Origin of the sequence: Limosilactobacillus mucosae, assembly GCF_046939755.1 — a bacterium.
Lineage (GTDB): Bacteria > Bacillota > Bacilli > Lactobacillales > Lactobacillaceae > Limosilactobacillus > Limosilactobacillus mucosae_A.
In genome coordinates, this window is the sequence record NZ_JBKZAY010000004.1 from 37,822 (window position 1) to 63,048 (window position 25,227).

The 25,227-nt window shown below is 47.3% G+C and carries 7 protein-coding genes; 5 read left to right on the forward strand and 2 right to left on the reverse strand.

The window, feature by feature from the left end; all coding sequences use genetic code 11:
* Nucleotides 1-50 precede the first annotated feature (50 nt).
* On the forward strand, nt 51-1,394 hold the full coding sequence (locus ACLUWI_RS02505; RefSeq protein ID WP_412146025.1) for an FAD-dependent oxidoreductase: 1,344 nt from the start codon (nt 51-53) through the stop codon (nt 1,392-1,394).
* 79 nt (nt 1,395-1,473) lie between these two features.
* The gene (locus tag ACLUWI_RS02510; protein ID WP_033935521.1) at nt 1,474-1,980 is read left to right on the forward strand and encodes a cupin domain-containing protein; all 507 of its coding nucleotides are present in this window, start codon (nt 1,474-1,476) and stop codon (nt 1,978-1,980) included.
* A 209-nt stretch (nt 1,981-2,189) separates the two neighbouring features.
* On the opposite strand, the gene ACLUWI_RS02515 is transcribed toward ACLUWI_RS02510, so the two are convergent.
* Together ACLUWI_RS02515 and ACLUWI_RS02520 are read right to left on the reverse strand one after the other, a co-directional pair.
* Nucleotides 2,190-3,050: an SDR family oxidoreductase gene (locus ACLUWI_RS02515; RefSeq protein WP_412146026.1), complete on the reverse strand. Its 861-nt coding sequence runs from the start codon at nt 3,048-3,050 to the stop codon at nt 2,190-2,192.
* Nucleotides 3,047-3,490, reverse strand: a complete 444-nt coding sequence (locus tag ACLUWI_RS02520; RefSeq protein ID WP_412146027.1) for an Rrf2 family transcriptional regulator — start codon at nt 3,488-3,490, stop codon at nt 3,047-3,049. Before ACLUWI_RS02520 ends, ACLUWI_RS02515 begins: the two co-directional genes overlap by 4 nt.
* Nucleotides 3,491-3,681: 191 nt before the next feature.
* On the opposite strand from ACLUWI_RS02520, the gene ACLUWI_RS02525 reads away from it, so the two are divergent.
* The 3 genes from ACLUWI_RS02525 (at nt 3,682) to ACLUWI_RS02535 (ending at nt 24,994) form a co-directional block, all read left to right on the forward strand.
* Nucleotides 3,682-4,626: an ATP-binding cassette domain-containing protein gene (locus ACLUWI_RS02525; protein WP_412146072.1), complete on the forward strand. Its 945-nt coding sequence runs from the start codon at nt 3,682-3,684 to the stop codon at nt 4,624-4,626.
* Nucleotide 4,627: 1 nt separating this feature from the next.
* Nucleotides 4,628-6,163, forward strand: a complete 1,536-nt coding sequence (locus ACLUWI_RS02530; protein WP_412146028.1) for an ABC transporter permease/substrate-binding protein — start codon at nt 4,628-4,630, stop codon at nt 6,161-6,163.
* A 267-nt stretch (nt 6,164-6,430) separates the two neighbouring features.
* Nucleotides 6,431-24,994 (forward strand): mucin-binding protein, encoded by an 18,564-nt coding sequence (locus ACLUWI_RS02535; RefSeq protein WP_412146029.1) that lies wholly within the window; start codon nt 6,431-6,433, stop codon nt 24,992-24,994.
* The last annotated feature ends 233 nt before the right edge of the window (nt 24,995-25,227 follow it).

The window sequence follows — 25,227 nt, forward strand, 5'->3', positions numbered from 1 at the left end:
TAGTAAGCGAAAACATCAATTATTTTGAATTGGCGAAAGGATGATCGGCAATGGAAAAATTTAAAAATGTGGTAATTGGCTTTGGTAAGGCTGGTAAGACACTGGCTAAGTTCTTGGCGCAGCATGATGAAGAAGTGCTGCTAATTGAGCGTTCAGATCAGATGTATGGCGGCACCTGCATCAATGTTGGCTGTCTGCCATCCAAAAATATGATTATCAATGGTCAGCGTCATCTTGAGTTTGCTGACGCGGTTGCCAAACGAGGAATGATGACCAAGCAGCTGCGGAACAAGAACTATCACCTGGTTGCGGATGAGCCGTTGGCAACGGTATGGAATGGCCAGGCCAGTTTTGTCGGCAACCATGAGCTAAAAGTCGCCATGGCTGATGGTACTACGCGACAAGTTGCCGCCGAACGCGTCTTTATCAATACTGGCGCCACGCCGGTCTGGCCCAAAGTTCCGGGACTGATTCCCAGCGAGCGCATCGTCAGTTCTAAAGAAGCCATGGAACTTGCCAAAAAGCCGGCACGCTTGGCAATTATTGGCGGCGGCTATATTGGGTTGGAATTTGCCGAAATGTTTAATTCATTTGGCAGCGAGGTAACTATTCTTGATCATCATGCTCAGCTTTTGGGTCGCGAAGATGCAGATGTCGCGGCAGAGGTAACGAACGACCTTGCCAATCTCGGCATCAAGATTGAGCTGAATGCTGAATTAATCAGCGCGGCAGATAACGGGCAGCAGGTCTTATTAACCTATCAACAAGCTGGGCAAAAACGGCAGACCGAGTTTGATATCGTGCTGGTAGCTGCTGGGCGCCGTCCCAACATCGATGGACTGGGACTAGAAAATACCGACATTGCCCTGACCAAGCGCGATGCCATTCAAGTTGACGATCGGCTACGGACTACGGTGCCAGATGTCTGGGCTTTAGGTGACGTCAATGGTGGGCCGATGTTTACCTACATTTCGCTTGACGACTTTCGAATCGTTAAAGACCAGCTGTTTGGTGAAGGTAAGCGAACAACTGCCGATCGTAACGTCGTGCCGACCGCATCGTTTTTGACGCCGCCATTGGCAAACGTAGGGATCAACGAGCGACAAGCCCAAGCTGCCGGTAAGGACTATCTGGTCTTCAAACTGCCGGTCAAGGCCATCCCTAAGGCGCGCGTGTTAGAGAACCAGCGGGGAATCTATAAGGCAATTATTGAGCGCGACACGCATCGGATTCTGGGCGCGACGCTTTATGCTGCTGAATCCCATGAAACGATCAATCTGATTGCGCTAGCGATGAAGGCGGGGCTACCATATGAAACGCTGCGCGACATGATCTTTACGCATCCTACCATGTCTGAGGCGCTGAATGACTTATTCAAGGCCCCAGTAAAATAAGCAGGATAATTTTTTGACGATCAGCCCGCGCAAATGACCGAACTTTGCTACAATAAAAGAAAAAAGCGAGGTTGATGTCATGCCAACTAAAGACGAATATATTGAAAAGCTCAACCTGACGCCACATCCAGAAGGTGGTTGGTATCGTCAAGTTTATCATAGCGCCAAGACGCGTTATGACGCTACATCCCTGGCCAGCCGTTACGAGTACACTTCAATCTATTTTATTCTGGACGGGGGCTCGCCATCGCATCTGCACCGGCTGCTTCATGATGAGTTATGGTATTTCCATGATGGCTCATCAATTGTCGTTCACTGCTTTTATCCAGATGGCACTTATGAAGCCGTACGCCTAGGCCGCGATATTGAACATGGTGAACAGCTGCAGTTTCGGGTGCCAGCGGGAACGATTTTTGGTTCTGAGGTCTTGGACGATTCGTCGTTTGGGCTGGTCAGTTGTGCCGTAGCACCGGGATTTGACTATCACGACTTTGAATTGTTTACTCAAGACCAGCTGTTGGCTAAGTATCCAGAGCAAGCGGAAGTAATCAAACGGGTGGCGTACCAAAAACTGCCAACTGAATAGTACCAAACAGCGCCGTAGCAAGTTGGCTGCGGCACTGTTTGGTTTCGAGGCCAGCCACTGACAACTGGAATCTTATGAAAAGGCACTATAATTAGATTAAAAACACTCAGCAGTTTTTGGACTGACTGAGTGTTTTTTTATATATCGAATAGGTTGGTGCTGTTTGCAACATGCGCGCAGTAAAATGATTGGAAAAATAAAGTTGTCAATCAGCGTTGGTAGTTTTGCTGCAAGAACTGATCCATCGGCATGGGCTCATGACCGGTGATATGTTGGAAATCATCAGTGACGGCATTCATCAACCCCATTGCAGCAGCATGATACATTGATGCCAGTTCATCACCATCGCCTTCAGCCCGATAGATGTCGGCAAATTCCTGCAAAGAAACCGGGGCATAGCCAATCTTATGGCCGGTTGCTTCAGTCATGATGCGGCTGAGTTCGACCATGTTGTAGTTCTGCTTTTGCGTCAGCAGATAGACTTGCCGGTGATCACGCAGGTAAGGCTTGACGGCAACATTGGCAATTGCTTCGGCACTGTCATCGCGAGTGATAAAACTCATGGCCTGATCGCCGACCGGGTAGATGACATTTTGCCGCTCAATTAGTTCTGGCAAGTAGGGGACCAGTGGATCGGCATATAATGAGTTTTTGACGACCGCGTAGTTCAGTTTGGTCCCAGCGAGCCGAGCGGGCAGGTAGGCATAATATCCCGCCATCTGGAAAGGATTATTGGGCTGGTCGGCAATAAAACTGACATCGACCAGATTTTTAACGCCAGCATTGGCCATCGCTTTTAGCGAGTTTTCAAATTCCAGCACGCGGTTGGCAACGTCATAGGTGATGCTTGGAATATAGATCAAGACGTCGGTATCGGCAAATGCTTTGGTCATTGAATCAACATCATAGTAATCGCTTTTTACGACTTCATAGCCTTGATCCAAAAAGTTCTGGGCTTTGCTAGGCGTATGAACAGCCAGGCGAATCTCACTAACGTCAACTAAACGACTCATTTGTTCAACTACTTTGCGGCCTAGATGTCCAGTAGCTCCGGTAATGGTATATTTCATGATTGATCTTCCTTTTCTGCTCGTTTAACCAAAATCGTATCAATAACGTCTTGAAGCGTAATCTGCTGCAGCTTAGCTTTGGCGGCTGTTTCAGCATGACGATAATAATCTTCTAGTGTTGGTTGAATATTGCCGCCTACGATACATTGTGGATTGGTATTGTGATCAATGGTAAAAAGCGGCGTTTCTCCCTCGGTTGCTAGGTAGACATCCAAAAGCGTGATTTTTTTAGGGTCCACCAGCAGCTCTGGATCGGGGATGCCATGCTGAGTTTTGATGAGTCCAGCTTCCTTAAGGGATGCCATTAAACGGCGAACGACCACCGGCGAAGTCTCCAGCGAACTGGCGATATTAGTACTGGAAAGCTTGATTTTTCCTTGATAGATGTAGATGAACGCCAAGATATGAATGCTGTCACTGAATCGAGTGGAAACCTTCAAATAACCATCTCCTGTTGTAACTATATTGGTTATATCTAATATAGCTGATTCAACTTGAAAAAGCAATAAAAAATAAGCAGTTCGTTCCAAATTGCGCCCACAAATAACTTAGGCTAGAACTTATTGATTTACAAAGTTCCCAAGATCAAGTAGAATGCAAAAAGAAACTTTAATGGTTACATCAAATGAAGATGGTGATTAGATTGATTAAATACGAAGCAATCGGCATGCAATACGGCCAAAATGTTATCTTGAAAAACATTAACTTAACGATTAACGATGGTGAGCTGTTCGTCTTAGTTGGTCCTAGCGGCAGCGGCAAAACCACACTGCTTAGAATGATCAACCGGCTGACGGTGCCAACCGCTGGCAACGTCTATTTGAATGAAAAACGCGTCAAAGACTATGACTTGCGCGAGCTGCGTCTGCATATGGGATACGTATTGCAGAGCAGCAGTCTGTTTCCTAATCTAACGGTTGGTGAAAACATTGCCATTCAGCTTGAGCAGCAGGGCGTCAATAAAAATGATCGGCGCAATCGTTCAATGGAGCTGCTTAATCAGGTTGGTCTGCCAGCTAGTGACTTTATCGATCGGCATCCCGATGAGCTTTCGGGTGGTCAGCAGCAGCGTGTGGCAATCGCTCGTTCAATGGCCACGCAGCCCCAGCTTATTTTAATGGATGAATCGTTCAGCGCGTTGGATCCGGTTTTGCGTACTCAACAGCAGGACTTGTTGTTAAAGCTGCATCGCCAGTCAAAGACAACCATTGTTTTTGTAACCCATGACATGCAAGAGGCACTGCGGTTGGGCGATCGGATTGCCGTGATCAATGATGGTCAACTGCAGCAGGTCGGTACGCCAAATGAGATTTTGGAATATCCAGCTAATCAGTTTGTGGCCGACTTTTTTGCAACGGCGCGGCCAAGATTGGGCACCATGACTGCGCTCTTATCGTCAAAACTAGTACAAAAAACGCCAACTGTTGAGCAATCTGCCGTCGTCGCTACGGTAGCGGAACTGGCAAGTCTTACGCCTGACACGGCTGGCTGGCTTTGCTTTCAATACCAGGGGCAAGGTTTTAGAATTCAGACAACTGATCTGCTGCATTATTTAGGACAAAGAGAGGATCGATAAGATGACTGAATTGCTTAATACGATCGCAACGCAAAAAAGTCAAATTGAACAGGCACTGTGGGAACATCTTTCGTTATCGTTTTGGGCGTTGGTGATTGCCATACTGATTGCGATTCCGTTGGCAGTGTTGCTGAAAAACAGTCGACATGCCGGTGAGATCGTTTTGCAGCTAGCTGGAGTGATGCAGACGATTCCCAGTTTGGCACTGCTAGGACTGCTGATTCCGCTGGTTGGGATCGGCAGCGTCCCAGCTTTGATTGCCCTGGTCGTTTACGGCATCATGCCGATCTATCAAAATACCTATTCTGGACTGCGCAACGTTGACCCAAATCTCGAAGAAGCCGCGACGGCATTTGGCCTTTCGCGTTGGAAAAAACTGACGCGCCTTGAATTGCCCATGGCGCTGCCCGTGATCTTATCCGGAATTCGCATCTCCTTGGTCATGATTATCGGCACGGCTACCCTCGCTGCTTTGATTGGTGCCGGTGGGCTAGGGACCTACATTATGCTGGGAATCAATCAAAACAACAACGCCTACCTGATTATTGGAGCAGGGCTTTCGGCAATGTTGGCGCTTTTGATGTCGGCACTGCTAAAATATGTCGGTGCTTCCAAAAAACATCTCAAGCAGGGAATCATCGTGGCCGCGCTTGCACTGATCGGGATTGGCGGTTGGCGAGCCTGGAACAGCTTTCAAAGCAAATCAGAGCCAATCGTGATTGCCGGTAAAATGGGGAGCGAACCTGATATTTTAATCCACATGTACAAAGATCTGATTGTAAATGACGATCCGCATGCCAAGGTCGAGTTGAAGGCTAATTTTGGCGGTACCAGCTTTTTATTCCGTGCGCTGCGCAATGATCAGATCGATATCTATCCTGAGTTTACCGGAACCGTTTTACAGTCGCTGGTCCATGACCAACGAGCGACGCCACGTGATCCGGTTAAGACATACCAACGGGCGCGCCGTCTGTTGAAGCAGGAATATGATCTGACGTATCTGAAGCCGATGAAGTATCAAAATGGCTACGACCTGGCCGTCAGTTCTGATTTTGCTAAGGAACATCAGCTTACCAAGCTCAGCGATCTGGCTAAAATTAATGATCAGATCACGGCCGGCTTTGATCCAGACTTTGCCAATCAAAAAGACGGCTATCTAGGTCTAAAAACGGCGTATAACCTAGACTTCAAACAGGTAAAGACGATGGAGCCCGCACTGCGCTATCAGGCAATTGCTGCTGGCCGCGTTAATCTGGTCGATGGTTATACAACGGATCCGCAAGTGCGCCAGTATCATCTCAAAGTACTTAAAGATGATCAGCATTTCTTCCCGCCTTACCAAGGAGCACCATTGATGAAAGCATCGTTTGCCAAAAAGCATCCCCAGGTCGTTAAAAGTCTGAACAAGCTGGCTGGTAAGATTACTGAAAAAGACATGCAGGAAATGAACTATCAAGTAACGGTTCAGCATCGAAAAGCCAGTCAGGTTGCTCATGAATATCTAGTCAAGCATCATTTAATTAAACACAACAACTAAATCTTATCGTTACCCAAGATCTCCAAAAGCCAACCTGCAGCTCGCGGAGATCTTTTTAGTTGCTTAAAGTTACTGCTAGTTAAGATATTTCATTTTGTTATGTGATATTTTATTTTGTTATATAATGAACGCAAAGTAAGTGGAATTAAAAGCGTTTTTGTTTATTTGGAGCTTGTACTCATTGATTTAGCAATGTTTTTGAAGTGTTACTGATCAACTCAATTCCACCTAGCTTAACCATTTAGAAGATATATTGGGGTGATTCGGATGGTATCAAAAAACAATGTTCAAGAACGACAAAGAAAAGGCAGCGACCAAAAGCCGCGCTACGCAATTAAAAAACTAACGATTGGCGTTGTTTCGGTATTGGTTGGCACGACTTTTGCTGCTTATAATAGTCAGGTCAGTGCGGATACAATCGGCAGCGCGGCCAGCACAACTGCGCAGACGAATGATGTCACGCCGACCGGCAACTCGCTAACCGCTGGAACCGCCACGGCTGGTGATGATAATGCAAGCGCTGCAGCTAGTCCCGCTAGTCAATCAACCGCGACTGCTTCAGCTAGCGGTTCAAATGTTGAGTCATCTGAAAGTCAATTCGGTACACCAACGTCTCAGACAACCAGTAGCACAACACCGGTAAGTGCCAGCTCAACCGGCAGCACAACACCGGTAAGCACCATTCCAACGGCGGATTCAGCTGCCAGTGGTGACACCACGACTGAAAGCGCGGTGAGCCGCCAACTGACGATTTCGGTTTCCTATGAAGGAGCAGCTAATAATCCGCTACAAGAAACGCGCCAACTGACTTTTAATGGCATCCAGTATCAAACAACTAATGACGGTACCACGACGACTACTTATACATGGCAGCAGAACCATGCCAGCATTCAAACCACGACACCGGTAGTTGAAGGCTATGTAGCCGATGCATCGGCCGTGGATCAAGAAGTCAGTTTGGATGAGCAGGGAAATCTGGTCGTTGAGGTTAATGGCCAGAAGCATCTTTTGTCTGCTTTGAATCCAAGTTTTAACACCGATGTCAAATATCAAAAGGTTGGCAAGGTAATTCCAGTTGCTGAAGACGGTACGGTGATTCAAACCGATGCCAACGGTGCCTATGTCGACTCACCAATTTATCAAAATGACACGGCTGATGCGACCAAAGTAACCTATACCACGCCTACGATTGCTGGCTACCTAACGATGCAGGCCAGCGATGCGGGCGTCCACACGCCAAGCAGCGCGACTAAAGACACCAAGATTTACTACGTGCCATTAAAGCAGACTAAGACCGTTACCAGAACGATTACATATTCCGGCGCGGGGACGCATACCCCAGCTAATGCTACATATTCAATCGTCTTTACGCAGGCCAACGCGCGTGATGAGCAGACTGGCGGCCTAACCAGAACCTGGGATAAAGAGCGTGATTCGTGGCCGAGCGTAATCGTGCCAGCAATTGAAGGCTATACGCCAAACGTCACGGGAATCGCGGCTGACGACAATGTCACTTATCAGACTGCTGATCAAAATATCAGTGTCATCTATTCACCGAATCAGCAAAAAGGCCAAGTTGATTTTATCGATTGCGATGATCAAAATCAGACCATCAAGACAGTCGCTATCAGCGGTGTTTCTGAAGGTCAGATTGATTTTACGACGGCCGCGACCGCGCTGAGCGATTTAGAACAGGCGGGTTACGCGCTGGCTACAACCAATGACTGGGTTGATGCCGATGGAAACTTTAAGACAGCTGAATTCGATAGGGATGACGATACTACTCAAACCTTCAAAGTTTACCTGGTTCATCAGCAGGCGACCACGACGACTGACAAAACGATTACCCGGAAGATCACGTATACCGGTGCTAAAGACAATCCGGAATCAGTTTCCCAAACGGCTGTCTTTACCGAGACAATTGTTAAAGATCTGCAAAACGGCAAAACGCTGCAAGACAACTGGAAACTGAAGAACAATGGGTTTACCGCGGTTGATACACCGACAATAAAGGGCTATACGCCAAATCTCAAAACCGTCGCCGCTGAAGATGACAGCAGTATTTCGCATACCGATCGCGACCAAGCAGTTGAAGTGGTCTATACGCCAAACGATCAAAAAGCCACGGTCGCGTTTTACGTTGACCAGCAAAATGTCTACTCCTTGCCACTGCTAGGCAAGACTGATCAAAAAATTGATCTGACCGCGGCACAGACGATGCTGAATAATTTTGAACAAGCCGGCTATACAGTCTTGGATGGTGACCTCAACGCTGACTATACATATGATGATGAAGACGATCAAGATCAAACGATTACGGTTAAGCTGCAGCAGCCAACTACTTCTAAGACCGTTCATTTGACGGTTAACTATAGCGGCGCGGGGGATGCTATCCCAGTAGCTGCTGAGCGCGACATCGTCTTTATTGGCACGATCAGCTATGACCCAGCAACCAGTACGACCAAAACTGACTGGGTCCCGCAGATGACTGATGCAGCGGTAATTGCCACGCCGGTCGTTGATGGTTTGATTGCCAGCCAAGCTCAGATAATTGCTTCACCTGATCAGGAAAATCAGACAGCAACCGTTAGCTATGCCAAGATCGGCGTCCTGCAAGCCGTTGACGAAGCTGGCAACGTATTAGCAACGATAAATTATCAAAACGATCTCAACGATGCCACTAAAGTCGGACAAACTGCTTTGCCGGCAGTCAGCGGCTACGTGCCAAAAGATGGGCAGCAGTTTATTACGCCGACTGATGCCATCCGTGATATCCAGGTCGTTTACCTGCCAATCAAGGCCCAGTTTACCCAAACCATTACTTTTACCGGGGCTGGTGCAAAGACGCCGACACCTCAAACCCAAACGATTGCATTAACCGACAGCCAAACTAGCGGCACGTTTACTTTTAAGGTTCCTAAACTGGCCGGCTACGACGTTCGGATCACTGGTGCCGCTCAAACCGTGGATCAAAGCAATAATATCCTCGTTACCGGGGCGACGGTAGCTGCTGATAGTTCCAATCCGGCGCCGATTACCGTTGCCTACACGCCTCGGCAGCAAACAGGCGAAGTGTTGTTTGTCGATGACACTGATCAGGGAAAGCAGTTAGCCACGGCTGAATTGACTGGTATTACCGATCAGTCAATCGATTTTAGCCAAGCCGCCGACCAGCTGGCAGCCTATCTGAAAGCTGGCTATGCCTTATCTGCGACTGGCAATGACTGTCTGGATGAAAACGGCAGCTTCAAAGCGGCAGTATATGGTGAAAACAATAATTTCACCGTGCATTTGATTCATCAAACAGCGGTGATCAATTCGGCTGCTGACGCGCAAAAGCTGGTCTTGCCAAGCGGAGTCAGCTTAAGTACCGCGGATCAGCAGGCACTGTTAAGCGAAAACAGCTATCTGGATACCACTACCGCCAGTCGCACCGTCAACTATGCTTTTAGCAGCAATGATGCGACGAGCCAAGTGCCAACCGCAACGGACCAAACGCAAACCGTAACGTTTAACCGGACCAACAGCTATACGGTGGATCTGGCAACGGGAGCGGTAACTAAAAACAATGGTGATTGGCAAATTGCTGCTACGCCAGCCAATGATGGCAGCGCGCGGTTGGATGCGATCACGCCATTAACGTTTGCCGGCTGGTATCTGGCAATCAGTGCCGTCACTGACTCGCTTGATGCCGCGGCGACGGCTGATGACATCTTAAAAGCCCACGCGGTTAAGCCTGGGCAGACGCAGACCCTAACTCTGACCTATCAGAAACTGGCCGCAGCCACCATTTCAATTTTGGATGAAGGCATCAATTCTGGTCAGTCTGACAAGGCAAGCCTGCTAAACACCTATACTGTCAAAGGACAGCAGGGAGCAGATATTGACTGTGATCAGGTTACGGAAATCGTCAGCGTCACGACTAAGGATCCCGATGGCAAGGAGAATACCGTGACTGCCGAATCCGCCGCAAACGCCAACGCGCAGCTGAATGCCTATCTAAAGGCCGGCTATCAGCTGGATCAGTCACTGGCCACCATTCAAAACGATAATGGCACTACCACCTATACGTTTAAGAATGGGGCGGTGGTCACCGAAAGAGACGGGGTCTACGCGTTTGCCAATCAATATGACGTTGATGACACGACCATCCAAAATTATCAAGTCTACTTAGTTCACGGTACGACGACCGCCACTAAAAACAAGACGATTACACGGACAATCAACCTGCATAACGTGGATCAGACCAATACGACAACGGTGCAGCGCTGTACCTTAACGGAGACGATCATAACCGACAATGTAACCGGCGACACCATCAGCGACACCTGGAGTAGCGGCGCTTGGGAAGCATTTGAGATTCCAGCTGTTGACGGCTATGTTGCCAGTGAAAACGATCTTGCAAAAACCCCTGTCTATAACACGACCTCTGATCAGGTTGTCAACGTAATCTACGTGCCAAATTCAGCAACGGCAACCATTAAGATTATTGATGACGATGCCGGCAATGCTGAATTAAACGAATATCAGGTGTCGGGGACAACGGCTGGGCAGGTCAACTTTAACCAGGCGATCACGCAGCTGAAAAAATACTTAACCGGCAACTATACTTTTAATACGGCCAATAAGAACAACTCTGCCAAGTTTACGATTGCCTATCGCAATGGCAAGTTAGACAGTCTGTCGGCGGCTGATATTTATGGTGCGACTGCCCAGGAATATGAGATTCATCTGCAGCATCAGAAGTCAACCAGCAAAGAATATGCCGACATGACGCGGACTATTAATCTGGAACTGCCAAGCGGAACCAAGATCGTGACGCAAACAGTACAAATCTCGCGGGCAGCCACGACTGATCTGGTAACGGGCAGCCGAAGCTATGGTGATTGGACAACAATGGCAGCCTGGCCGGAGTACGCCGTTCCTGCTGTACCTGGCTATCAAGCAAGCCGGGACGTAATTGTCAGCGAGACGGTAACCAATACCACTCCTGATAAGAGCATCAACGTAGTCTACACGCCAATCGTGCAGCATGCTAACATCACGATTATTGACGATACGCAAAATACAACGCTGGCCCAAGCTGACTTGACGGGGACGTATGGTCAAGCGGTTGATTTTGACAAGCCAGCAATCTCATTAGGCAACGTCAGCCCAAACGGCAAGCTGCAGGAGTTTATCAAAAACGGCTATGTTTTGGCCAGTCAAGACAATGTTGCCAGCGATGGTGAGCATTTTGCCACGGCAGTCTATGGCTTACAACCGCTGAACATTATCGTGCATTTAAAAGAGGGCACGCAGGCAACTGAAGAAACCCAAACGCTGACGCGGACCATTAACTATATTTTGGATGGCAAGGTGTTTAAGACCGTTTCGCAGCCAGTGTCCTTAAAGCGGACCAAAACCGTTAATCTGGCCACTGGCGCCACGACTTATAGCAAGTGGACGACTGGTCAGTGGGATAATGTTGATTCACCGACCCATGAGACGGATCCAAGCGACATCCCGGCTGGCTATTATCCCGATAAATCAAGTGTTGCGGAACAAACCGTTTTGCACGCGACAGGAAATCAGATCGTTTTGGTATACTACAGCCGGCCAAGCGACTATCGCAGCGCGACGATCAAGATTATCGATGAAGATGATGGCAACGTTACGCTTTGGACTCAAGAAACGGCTGGGAAAACCAGTACTGCAGTTGATTTTACGTCTGCTAATGCGGCCTTATCTGAATATCTAAAACAAGGCTTTGTGGCCGATTCAGACAGTTCGCTTGAACACCAGGCAGTCAATGATAATTTAACGACGTTTGCGCAGCGAACCTTTGCCGATGACAGTACTCAAAACGTCTTTACGGTTTATTTAAAGCATGGCACCCAAAATCTAGGGGCTGAAAAGCGCGAAGTAACGCGGACGGTCAACTATGTCTTTCCCGATAGCACGACGCGTACCTATGTCCAGGCCGTTGATTTCACGCGGACGGTTACCAGAGATCTCGTTGATGAGCGAAACATTTATGGCAACTGGACTTTTAGCAGTGCCCAAACGACACTCAGTATCACCAATGGGCAGCAAACGAATCTCGAAGGCGTTAGCCAAACAGCTGCTTTTGGAGAGCTCGATACCGCACAGGTGGCAAAAGATGCCAAGCAAGACATCACCGGTTACGTGCCAAGTAAAGCAGTCGTTGATGAGCTGTCTGGGATTACGGAACAGACTGCCAGTCAGGTTGTTAATATAACGTTTAGTCCGAAAGTCGAATCAGCAGTGATCGGGATGATTGATACGACGGTTGCTGCTGATCCGAAGACCGGCACGAATGATTTTGACTTTCAATCGATTTATACCAACACGGCAAGCGGTTATTTTGGCAAGTCGATTAATGTCGATCTGGCCAACCAGTACTTAAATGAATTCCTCAATCAAAATGGCTATTGCCTAGGGGTGGATACGCAGACCGGCACCACCAAGCTCGTCAGTGACACTACGACTGACAACGCGGATCTCAGTCAGACCGAAACACTGACCTATACTTATACTGCCGGCAACACAACGACTGGTCAGATCACGGAAACGATTACGACTGAACCCGTGACCGTTACCAGTGACGGCAATACCATCATCGTTAAGCACTATCATTTCGTCATGGACAGCGCAGCGTCTGATGTCACGGCAATAACGACCACGACGGCAGCTGGAAATTCCAGCACTATCTACCAGCTTGATGCCAAGCCTTTTCTTGATTCCGCACAGACATTGGTAGTGCCGATGCTGCACTATCGGACAACCGCTAATTACTCAACCAGCAATCCACCCGCCGGAACATATAAAGACGTGGTTCGAACGATTATCTATCATTTGCCAGATGGCACGACGGAAACGAAAAACCAAATTGTGCGCTTTACGCGTTCCATCACGACGGATCATGTAACAGGGATGCAGACTGCCAGCAGCTGGTCAACCGGTAATGACAATTATGCCTGGATTGAAACTCAGTCGCCTAATCAATCGACTGTAACGAGTGATATCACACGCAGCTCGACTTGGAGCAGTCAATCGACCCCAGCAGATGATGACGCGCAGTTTGGGGCGATCGTCAAAGGCTATACGCCAACGCAAAAAGTAGTAGCTGAAAAACAGGTTACTGCCGCTACCCCTGATTCAGTGATTGAAATCAGCTATCAAGCCGACAAGCAGGCAGCCACGATTCAGATTATCGATTCTACTACCGGTGATATTTTAAGCAAATACAACGTTCATGGCGTTACTAATGAAGCAATCAATTTTGATGATGCCAATGCTCAGTTGAATTACTATCTGACCCATGGCTATCTGTTGGCCAACGATACTGCTGATCATCACAATAACGATGTTCAGATAAGCGATGGTCAAACCAGTTTCAAAGCGGTCAATTATGATAATGAAGATGCTCAGGATCAAGCGTTCAAGGTTTACCTGATTCATGATGAAGCCAAAACAGACCAGGCAGTTGATCCTAACCTAACCTCAATTACAGACACCAGCGGCAATCAGATTGATTACGTTGATAACGTGAAGAGCAATCCGAAAGTTACCAATCCGGCCAGCTACGTCCAGACGGTTACTTCGAAACGTACTGCCAAATTCGTCTTTGACGGCGACTCGACAACCAAACCAAACATCAGTGACTGCGTTCAGACGGTTACCTGGACGCGAACGGTTAGCTATACCATCGACCTGGTAACGGGGAAAGAAACGCCGACTTATGGAGAATGGAAGTTTGTTGCCAGCACTCCAAATGGCAAGCAGGTTCAGACAGCGGTTAATGGCGGCCAAGCTGAAACAACTGCCACGACGGTCACCGCTGATGAGCAAGAAGCCGGCTATGTCGCGGCCGTTAGTGGTAGTTTCGCGGGCTGGTACCAAGTCAATTCTGATTCGGCAACTGGCAAACAAACCCTCCCGGCATTAGCTAACGGGCAAGGCTTAAATCAAACGGTCATTTTAGAATACAAAGAATACGCCAAGGCCAGGATTCAAATTATCGATGCCAACTCAACGGAAAATCAAGGTACGCTTTATGATGAAACAAAAGCTGATGGCCAATACAAGCAGGGGACGTCAATTGACTTTAAAGATGCCAACTCCACACTGGCTGAACTGCTTAGTCACGGTTATGTCTTTGATCATGCCAGCACGAATGGCAACGGGACAGCGGTTGGCACCGCTGATGGTTTCACCGCTGACACCTATGACGCCAAAGACAATGAGGATCAAAACTTTATCATCTATCTGCGGCATGATACGGCCCAGGCAACAACAAAGCTGACGAACGATTCGCGTTTAACGGCCGCATCTAGGCGCACGGCTTATTTGGATAGCGCATTGAAAAACACTACGCTGACCAACGCCGACAGCTATCAAGAAAGCGCCACGTCAACCAGAACCGTAACTTTTGCGTTCACTAGCAATACCGCCTTGCCATCAGCGATTGCCAAAGTAAACGGCCAAACGGTGACGCAGGTCGTGACCTATACGCGCCCAATCAGCTATACGATTGATCTGGTTACGGGGACCGCGACTCGTGATTATCAAACCTGGCAAAGAGATCCAAAAGTCATGGGGACCACTAGCCAAGGGACAACAACCACGATTGACCAGAATGGTCAGACGACTTTAAGCGCGGCCGCTAACTTTAATGACGATATTTTCCCAACGGTTAGTGGTCAGATTGACGGCTGGTATCTGGCCAGCGGGGATGCCAGCGCGGCTCAGGCTCCATCGCCACTGCATGATCAAGGTGGGGCCAAGCAAGGTGAAGATCTTGGCAAAGCTGGGTCAAATGTCGCATCTTCAATCACGTTGACTTTTAAAAAGCTGCAGAATGCCTACATCAAGATCGTGGATGATAATGAAACTGACAATCAAGGCACGCTGTATGACGAAAGCACAAGCGACGCCAACAGCAAGAACGTTGCCCAAAAGCAAGGCACGGCAATTGACTTCACGAACGCGCAAGCCAAGCTGAATGATCTCTTGAAGAGCGGCTACGTTGTCGATACGGAGAAGACATCAGCGCTGACTGGAAGCACGTTCACGGCCACGAACTTTGATAGTGACGATACCGGCGACCAAATGATCACGGTCTACCTTAAACATGGAACAGCGATAATTGGCGTTAATACCAATACCAAGACCAGTCAAGCCACCGCTGGCGAAAAAATTAATCCTGATTCTGACAATGCGGTTGTCTGGCCAGATGCCGTTAAATATGAAAATTTGACGCGCCAGGCCACCCAGACCATCGAATATCTGTATCAAGGCGGCGGCCAGGCACACGAAAACAATGTGCAGACGGTGGTGCTGACACGAACGGTAACGATTGACAAGGTCACGGGCAAGGTTATTAAGTACTCGAACTTTACCACTCAAAAATTTGCTGACGTTATCTCGCCAACCATTGATAATTACCGTTATGTGAACTCTGAGGATAGGGTCGTGGCCGGTCAGACTGCCTCAGCAACGTTTGATGAAAAAGGTAATGAGACCGATAGTAACTTGGTTGTTACATATCCGGTCTACTACAAAACAAACGGGACCTGGAAAAAGATCAATGAGCCGGTTTATGATCAAGATGGTCAAGTTAGCTACCGGACGGATGCAACTGGGATCAGTTATCTTACCGAAGCTGATGATGCCAGCACCGTAACGGCTACGGTACCAACCTACCAAGGCTATACCGCGGTGTTTGAAACCAATCAGGACAGTAAGACCGATCAGACGCTAACCCCCAACAAGCAAACCAGCGCTCAAAATCAGGTTATCGAACTACAAAATGATCAAGCCGGTCAAGACTCAACGGTTACCTACACGCCGGATCCACAGCAGATCGTCTACCGGATCTATGACCAGACGCTAAGCAAATATATATCTGTAGCAGATGGCGGTCAACTAAAGAAGGACGCGACGACTGGGCTTTTGGCCGTGGGAGTCAGTGACGCCAGTGCAGCATACACGGATACGAATCATTCTCAAACAACAGCTGCTAAATACCAAGCTTTAAAGGATGACTTGGTTAAACGTGGCTACAAGCTGTTTTCCGCTGATTCCTTGCCTGCTTTCTTTGATCATGATGATGATAATAATCAAACCGTGACAATTACGGTTGTTCATGACTACGCGGAGTTTAAGAATGCGCAAACCGCGCTAAATGCAGAAAATAACGGAACAGTTACTGATACAGATAATCAGCAGGCCGTTTACTTGTGGAAAAATAACGGTAATAGCAAGCGAAGTTATACTGACACCACCACGGCTACGCGAACGATCAATTTTGAGTTTAACGGTAATGCCCAAAGCAAGCCTCAGGTAGGTGAGGTTGATCAGACCGTGACCTACACGCGGCCAATTGTTTACACGATCGACTTGGTGGACGGTACCATAACGCGTGACCACGCTGCATGGAATTTTGCCAGTGCCAAAACTGGACCAACGACCATAACCATGGACGGCGATGGCAAGATCACGACAGAAGGAGCCAGCGATAACCTGGGAACCGCAACAATGCCAGCGGTATATGGTAGTTTTGCCGGCTGGTATCTAAATGGCAGTGGCGTCCCTGCATTGAACGCTGACGATGCATTCTTGCAGCCGGATGCGGCAAAAGAAGGTCAAGATGCCAACCAGTCAACAACCGTAACGCTAACGTATCTGCATTACCAAAAAGCAACGATTCAAATCATTGATGATGATCAAAACGATAAGCAGACTTTGGCCAATGATCATTTGACGACTGGTGATGGCAATCTGTACACGCAGGTTGATCTGGAAGGGCAGCAAGATACTGAGATTGACTTTACTGCTGCCAATGCATTGCTTGAAAAACTGCTGGCGGCAGGATACCAATATGAAGCTGGCATGGATAAATTTGCTCAAGCCAAGTTTGACCACGATGACACTGTTGATCAGAACTTTGTCGTTAAGCTGATTCATCAAAGCGTTACGCTTGATGGCAAGGATCAGAATCAACTGCCAACAGTCGGTAATGAGATTTCTCCGGGTTCGCTTTCTCAGGCAACCTGGCCAGAAGACGTCAGCTCCAGTAATCTAACCCGCCAAGCCGAGCGTAGCATTATCTATCAATATGCCGATGGATCCAGTGCCGATAACGAACAGGTTATAGACGTTCATGATCAAGCCGTATTAACGCGGACGGTAACCATCGATAAAGTTACTGGAAAAGTGTTAAAAACTGGCGAATTCAGCACGTATGATTTTGAAGAAAAACAAAATCCGGTGATTGCCGGCTACCACACTGAAAAGACAAGTACTGCCGGTTTTACCGCCAAAGCAGAAGATTATCTGAAAAACGAAACTCAGGTTGTCTACTATGCAAATGGCAAATATCTTGATCAAAGAAATGGTCAGCAGACGGCCTATACAACTGATAAAGATAACGCGGCTAAAGTATCCGGAACAATTTCAGTTGATCCAGGATACACGGCTCATATTGAACAAAAGCAGGGAACGATTGATGTACCAAACAGCGGTACGGAGCTGATCACCTACACGTTTACTCCAGATGATCCGGCAGCGGATACCACGGTTACCTATACCGCCAATTCACAAACTGCAATCGTACAGATCATTGACGATGACGCGAATGGCAAAATTTTAAACGCTGACGAGCAAAATGCAACCGGTCAAACGCTAACTGGTACTAGCAATGCAAAGATCGATTTTAGCAGCATCAATACAGAACTTGCCGATTTGATAAAACATGGCTACCTTCTGAATAAAGCTAGTCAAGCTAACAGTGCTAATGTTGATAGCGAAAAAGTCGAATTTGAGGATGCTAACTACGATCATAACGATAAAGCAACGCAAGTCTTCAGCATTCACTTAATGCATGACAAGGCTGACATTGCTGAAAAGCCGAATTACGGACACACCATTAAGGATCAAGCAGGACAGAACGTTTTATATCAACCTGTGAAAGACAACCTGGCCGATAAAGCATTTAGCGAAAGCTGCACTGCCAAGCGAACGATCAGCTATACGTTTATTGGCGATGCAAATAGCAAGCCAAACGCAGCTGGCATTGTTCAAACGATCAACTTTAAACGTGGATTAACCTACACTGTTGATCTGGTAACCGGTAAGATTTTAGCAACTGCATCAGGAGAATGGGAATTTGAGTCTGGTACTAGCGGTGATACCAAACTAATCGATGCCACGGTACCAGCAGTATCCAGTGAATTTGTTGGCTGGTATCTGGTTAAATCAGACAACACCGAAGCAAAAAAGCTAGTGCCTGGAGCAGCAGAAGAAACTGGCTCGTTACAATTCAAGCATTACCAAAAAGCAACGATTCAAATCATTGATGATATGACGAATAATACGTTGTTTACTCAGTCATTTGCCAATCAAAAACAGGATGATCAGGTTGACTTTTCGAATGCCAATGATAAATTAAGCAATCTGTTAGCAGCGGGGTACATTTTGGATCCAACCAAGCCATCTGATGGTACGGTAGATGGCTTTACGCCAGCAGCCTATGACAGCTTGGATAATACTGATCAAACGTTTACGATTTATCTGACTCATGCCAAGATTGAAATCACAGTTGATAGTGCCAAAACCGTTGGCGCCAAGATCAACCAAAAAGGCGATGCTGTATGGCCGACTGAGGCTGGTAAAGATTATTTAACCAAAGTCGTTTCACAAACCATTAACTATGTCACCAATAATGGTCAATCGTTGGCAAAATCAGCGGTACAAACTAGCACATTGACACGAACAGTCACGATTGATTGCGTTACTGGCGAGAAGATTACCGAAACTAAATTTATTGATCCGGCAACGCATGAAAATGGACACACATTTGATAAGATTCAAACACCATTTGTTGAAGGTTATCATGTTCATGACGACAACCAGGAAGCAGGTGGTTTAACGGCTACTGCTGAAGCGCCAGATCGAGAAATGATGGTAACCTATTATGCAAATGGTTATGTGAAGGCGGTTGATTCAACTGGCAAGCCATTCAAGGACTACCAGCCAGTTCAATATACAACGGTTAAAGATGACATCAGCAAGGTTGAAAACATCACGATTCCAACATACGCTGGCTATACGGCTAAGATTAATGGTCAAACAGTTGTTCAAGGATCAACTTATGCAATTGGGGATCCAGACGAAGATACCGTGATTGTCTACACGGCTGATGCTCAAAAGGCGCAAGTACAGATCTTCGACGATAACGTGGATCCGAAGACACCATTATGGACTTCAGCACCGGATGATCTAAATGGTTATACTGATATGCTAATTAACTTTAGCAACAGTCAAAAACAGTTAGACTACTATCTGAGTCATGGTTATGAGCTTGCCGCTAATGGCAATGACGACCTTGATGGCACGCAGTTTAAGTCTGCATTCTATGACAATGTCGATGATGTTGAGCAGACGTTTGTCGTTCATCTGGTTCATGGCAAACGAACCTTTAACTTTGGTGATTCACAGCCAACCGGTAAGATGTATTCCGACGTTGAAAACAGTCCAGTTTGGCCAACAATGACTTTGAGTGAAGATGCTACTCAAACCATTAAATACGCCGGCGCAGGAACTGATACGCCGGGCAATAAGACGCAGACCGCCAAAGATGCCTTTACGCGGACCGCCACGGTGGATTTGGTTACTGGTAAAGTTGAATATTCTGCCTTTAGCGGTAACAATGTGACGTTTAATCCCGAAACCACTGATGTTGTGGCGGGTTACCACGTTGCCGAAACTGCTAAGACAGTTGGTGGATTAACGGCCACGCCTGATGATCCAAATCCTGACACGACCGTAACCTATCTGCCAAATGGTTCATTACGGTTCACGGATCAAAGCCAGACGTTGAGTTCCGCGCAGCTGCAAAGTATTCAGTACACTACTGATGCCAAGGACCCAAGCAGAGTTACGGTAACGATTCCGCTTTATTCAGGCTATACGGCCAAAATTGGCGATCAAATCATCACGAGCGCCAATAATAAACGGGAAATGACCGTGACAACCGGTGCCGGCTCTGATATGGAAGTTGTCTACACGGCTAATACTCAAAAAGCTCAAGTACAGATCTTTGACGATGACGTGGACTCGAAGACACTATTATGGACTTCGGCATCGGATGATCTAAATGGTTATACTGATGCGCTAATTGACTTTAGCAGCAGTCAAAAACAGTTAGACTACTATCTGAGTCATGGCTACCAGCTTGCCGCTAATGCCAATGACGACCTTGATGGCACGCAGTTTAAGTCTGCATTCTATGACAATGTCGATGGTGTTGACCAAACGTTTGTCGTTCATCTCGCTCACCGCTTGGAGACGGTTGGCGTAACCGACCCATATCAAGCTGGTCAAAAGATCTATGCTGACACGGACGTTACCTGGCCAGCATTAACGTTAACCAAAGATGCCAGCCAGACGATTCATTACCAGGGAATCGATGGGCAAAATCCTGCTGACCATGTTGATCAAGCAGTCGCTGTCTTTACGCGAACGGCAACGATTGATCTGGTAACCGGCACGGTAACTTCATATTCTGAATTTACCGGCCAGCAAACCTTTGAAAAGAACGTTGCGACCCCGGTTGTACCTGGCTATCACGTTGATGAAAAGGATCGGCTGGCAGGTGGATTAACGGCCACGCCTGATGATCCAAATCCTGACACGACCGTAACCTATCTGCCAAATGGCTTTTTGAAGGCTTTGGATGTCTCGGGTCAGGCAATGAAGGGCTTTGTTCCAGTTCAATACACGACTGATCAGACTAATCCAAGCCAGGTCACAGTCATCATTCCAACTTTTGCGGGCTATACGGCCACAATTAATGGAGCTGCCGTTGATCAAGGAATCCAGTATCAGATTGTTAATGCTGATTGGGATACGGAAGTCGTTTATACTGCCAACCTGCAAAAATTGACCGTGGAATTTATCGATCAGACTGATCATCACGATCTCGCTAAGGTTGACCTAACCGGTAAAACCGAGCAAGCAGTTGACTTTAGCGAAGCAGCGAAAAAACTGTCAATTTATTTGACCAAGTATGTGCTCAGCGACAATAATCCAGGTCTTGACCAGGGAAAGTTTAAAGGTGTCGCCTATGATGCGGTTGATACCCAAGATCAGATTATCAAAGTCTATCTTGAGCACGGGCATGAGACAGTCACTGAATCCAAAGCCGTTACTGAAAACATCGCCTATGTCTACCAAAATGCTGACCAGCAAATCGCTTTTAAAAACGCTAAGCAGACGAAGCAGGCAGTTAGAACCGGTATTCGGGATTTAGCAACCAATCAGATAGTCTGGTCAGACAAGATTGAACCAATCATCTTTAATTCGGTTGATTCGCCATTGCTTATCGGCTATCAAGCTCAGATCAAGCAGGTGCCAGTTACTAATGTTACGGTTACCAACGATAATTGGGCCGTTGACTTGGACCAAAATATCAAGGTGGTTTACGAACCAATCGCGCAGACGGCCATTGTCTCGTTTGTCGATCAGGATGACTTAAAGCAGACTTTCCCAACCATTACGATTAACGGATTGTCTGATCAGCTAATTGATTTCAAAGCTGCCCAAGCACAGTTGCAAAACTATTTGGCATCAGGCTACGTCTTGGCTTCTGATGCAGATTTAGCTGACGCGAAATATGATCGGACTGATGATCCTCAATTCTTTACGATCTATTTAAAGCATGGTCAACAACCTGATCAGCGGACCAAGCAGGTTACTGAAACGATCAAGTATGTTTATGCCGACCAGACTCAAGCCGCCTTACCAGTTGTCGAAACGATCACGGCAACCCAGTCTGGCATTAAGGATCTGGTTACTCAGCAGACTGACTGGAACGGTAAAATCACGTTCTCGGCTGATTTTACCGCGGTGACCTCACCACTAATCGAAGGCTACACGCCAGATCAGGCCGTCATTGAACCTAGTCATCCCAACGATCCTGATTGGAATCAGCTGGATATCGTTAAAATCGTAACCTATGCTGCTGACCCACAGAAATTGACCTTTACCATATTTGATCGGACGGCCAATACAAACCTGTCCGTGCCAAATGACCTGCTGACCTCAATTGGCATCAGTGATCACGTTTTGGCAACCGGAACCAGTGATGCCAAACTGTATCAGGCAGCCGCGGCTCGCTATCAGCAGCTGATCAAGACCGTGACTGAATATTTTGCGGCACAAGCATACGGTGACGTTCAGTCTGAGCAATTGCCTGTCGTATTTGATCATGATGACACGACTGATCAGAACGTGGTCATTTCTTTGGCTCATGAAACGGGAACGGTCAGTCACATGGTTGATCAGCAAAAACCAACTGACGATCAAGGCCATCAGCTGCCAGACTCGCTTGATCCGCTTCTCTACAAGGAAGAAAGCTTCTGGGACTATCCAACGTCAACGCGAAAGATCAGCTACAATTTCCAAACCAACGATGCCACTAACGTACCTCAAGTACAGCAGGCGGTCCAAACCGTTACGTACCGGCGAACTGTCAGCTACACGGTTGATCTGGTTACTGGCCAGCTTGTCGGCGAGCCAATCTATGGTGAGCCAGCCTACTATACCAGCTCAACGACCGCAGTTTTTGCCAAGCAAGATCATGGTTCGAATGTGGTTCAGACCAGCGGCGCCAATGACTCGCTTGGCACCAACCAAATTCCTGGCGTTACGGGTGAATTTAACGGTTGGTATGAAGAACTCGCTGATAATAATGGCACTGAAACGGTTCTCTTTGACGGCAGTCGCTGGTATGTGGAAGTCGCTGGTCAAAAACGGTTTGTTTCAGCCGACCAGCTTGGCAAGATTGTCTTTAAGCGCTATCAAAAGGCGCGTGCCGAAATCATTGACGATGATGATAATGGCAAGCAGCTTTTTATCGAAGACTTGATCGGCAAACAGCAGGCAGCGGTTGATTTTCAAACGGCCGCGGCTAAGCTGGATGAGCTGCTTAGTGATGGCTATCAGCTTGCCAACCAAGCAGCTGCAGCGCCAGTTTCATCAAAACTGTTGCAGCGCTTTGGATTGATGCTTTTTGCCAGTCTGCGGGTTAAGACGTCCAGCATAGGACAAAAAGCATTTGGCAGTGCCGCGTATGACACGGACGATACCAACGTTCAAGTATTTACGGTGCATGTCACGCATCAAAAAGAAACTCGGCAGGAAGCAAAGACGATTACCAGAACCATCAATTACCATCAGCCAGACGGGACCGTGATCACGGTTACTCAACCGGCAACGATTACGCGGACCGTTTTATTTGACAAGGTAACCAAACAAGCCACGCCAACTACGGCTTGGACCGTGACTGCACATGCGGAGCAGGAAACGCCACAAATTAACGGTTATACGCCGGATAAGACTAAAGTAGATGTTGCATCGGTTGATGGCACCTCGCAAAATTCCAGTGTCGATGTGGTTTACTACCGCGACCAGCAAAAGGCGATCATCGATTTTGTTGATGATGATCGTGGACAAACGTTATCAACTTTAACCGTGGATGGCAAACTGAATGATTCGATTGACTTCAGCCTGGCCAATCAAGCACTCGAAAGCTATCGCAACCACGGCTATCAATTGGCTTTCAGCGGTAATGATGACTTAAATGACGCTCAGACGGCCTTTAAAGCTGCTAAGTATCATGCAGTAAATGGGGTTCAAAACTATGTGGTTCATTTAACGCATGTCTGGCAAGATGCTACGGAAGACAAAACCATCATTCGGACAATCAACTACCATCTGCCTGACGGTACCTTGAAGACGATTACCCAACCAGCCACAATCAACCGTTCTGTAAAGATCGACAAAGCGGTTGGTACCAAAATTTGCGGAAATTGGTCACAAGCTTCTTGGCCAGCAATTCAAGTGCCTAGTCTAGCCGGATACTCACCAAGCCAAGCCGTGATTTCTGCTGAAACAGTTGATGGAACGAGTATTGATAAGACAGTCGATATCTACTACCAAGGCCATGAACAGACTGCCAGCGTGCGGATTATTGATCTGACGGCTGGCAAGCTATTGACTGAAGAAAAACTGCATGGCTTATCCGGCAAACCAATTAATTTTGCTGAGGTCAATGCTGAATTAACAGCTTATCTAGCAGTTGGCTATATTTTGACACCAGACAATCAAGATATTGACGATCTTGCAATGAAACCGGCTGATTTTGATAGTGATGATCAATCAGACCAGCTGTTTATGGTTTATCTGACGCATCGAATCGATGAAGTGCCGGAAAGCAAACCCGTTACGCGCGTTATTAAATATCGTCAGCCAGATGGGAGCGTTAAGACGGTTCAAGAAACCCACCTCAGCAAGCGGCTCTTACGGATTGACGCGGTAACTGGGCAGAAAGTTGCAAGCGGCGACTGGACCCCAATCAGTTGGCCTGAGATTGTGCCGCCGATTTTTAAGGGCTACACAGCCACGGTCAGCCAGAATATCCCGCAAAATGACGGTACGGTGCTGGTTGAGGTTAGTTATCAAGCAGAACTAAATGATGATCATAACCATGAACAAGATGATCACGATCAAGCCGCTGATCAGCAAAGCAGTCAAGCAGTTGATCAAATTGATCAGCCTGACGCGCATGTTGCGGATTCTGCTGCAGTTAGTTCAAGCTGGTCACGGACTGATAAGCCAGCCACTTCGCAAACAAACAACCAGCGCCTGGTGCAGACCGGTAATCAAGCTACTGGCAAACAAACCGTCTTAGGGGGCCTGTTGCTTGGCTTGGCAGGAATGTTGAGCGGCTTAGGACTTAAAAGAAAGAAACGAGGGGATAAATAACATCATAATAAAAGCGACCACTTCCATTTACGGAAGGTGGTCGTTTTTTGTTCAAGACAATTTTACATAATATATATAAAGTAATATTTTTGATTTCATACAAAGCTGGCCGCTGACAAAAAGGCCGGTTCAAATTAATCAGCTATGGTCGACATGAAACATCACATTTGGCTTTAGCTAGCACGTGACCTTCACTGGCATGCCGCAGCTCATTTAGCCAGAATCTATTTCAA

Excerpts from the sequence above, each read along its gene's own strand:
- ACLUWI_RS02505 (WP_412146025.1), top strand. The coding sequence starts at position 51 with ATGGAAAAATTTAAAAATGTGGTAATTGGCTTTGGTAAGGCTGGTAAG.
- ACLUWI_RS02515 (WP_412146026.1), bottom strand. The coding sequence starts at position 3,050 with ATGAAATATACCATTACCGGAGCTACTGGACATCTAGGCCGCAAAGTA.
- ACLUWI_RS02535 (WP_412146029.1), top strand. The coding sequence starts at position 6,431 with ATGGTATCAAAAAACAATGTTCAAGAACGACAAAGAAAAGGCAGCGAC.
- ACLUWI_RS02510 (WP_033935521.1), top strand. The coding sequence starts at position 1,474 with ATGCCAACTAAAGACGAATATATTGAAAAGCTCAACCTGACGCCACAT.
- ACLUWI_RS02525 (WP_412146072.1), top strand. The coding sequence starts at position 3,682 with ATGGTGATTAGATTGATTAAATACGAAGCAATCGGCATGCAATACGGC.
- ACLUWI_RS02530 (WP_412146028.1), top strand. The coding sequence starts at position 4,628 with ATGACTGAATTGCTTAATACGATCGCAACGCAAAAAAGTCAAATTGAA.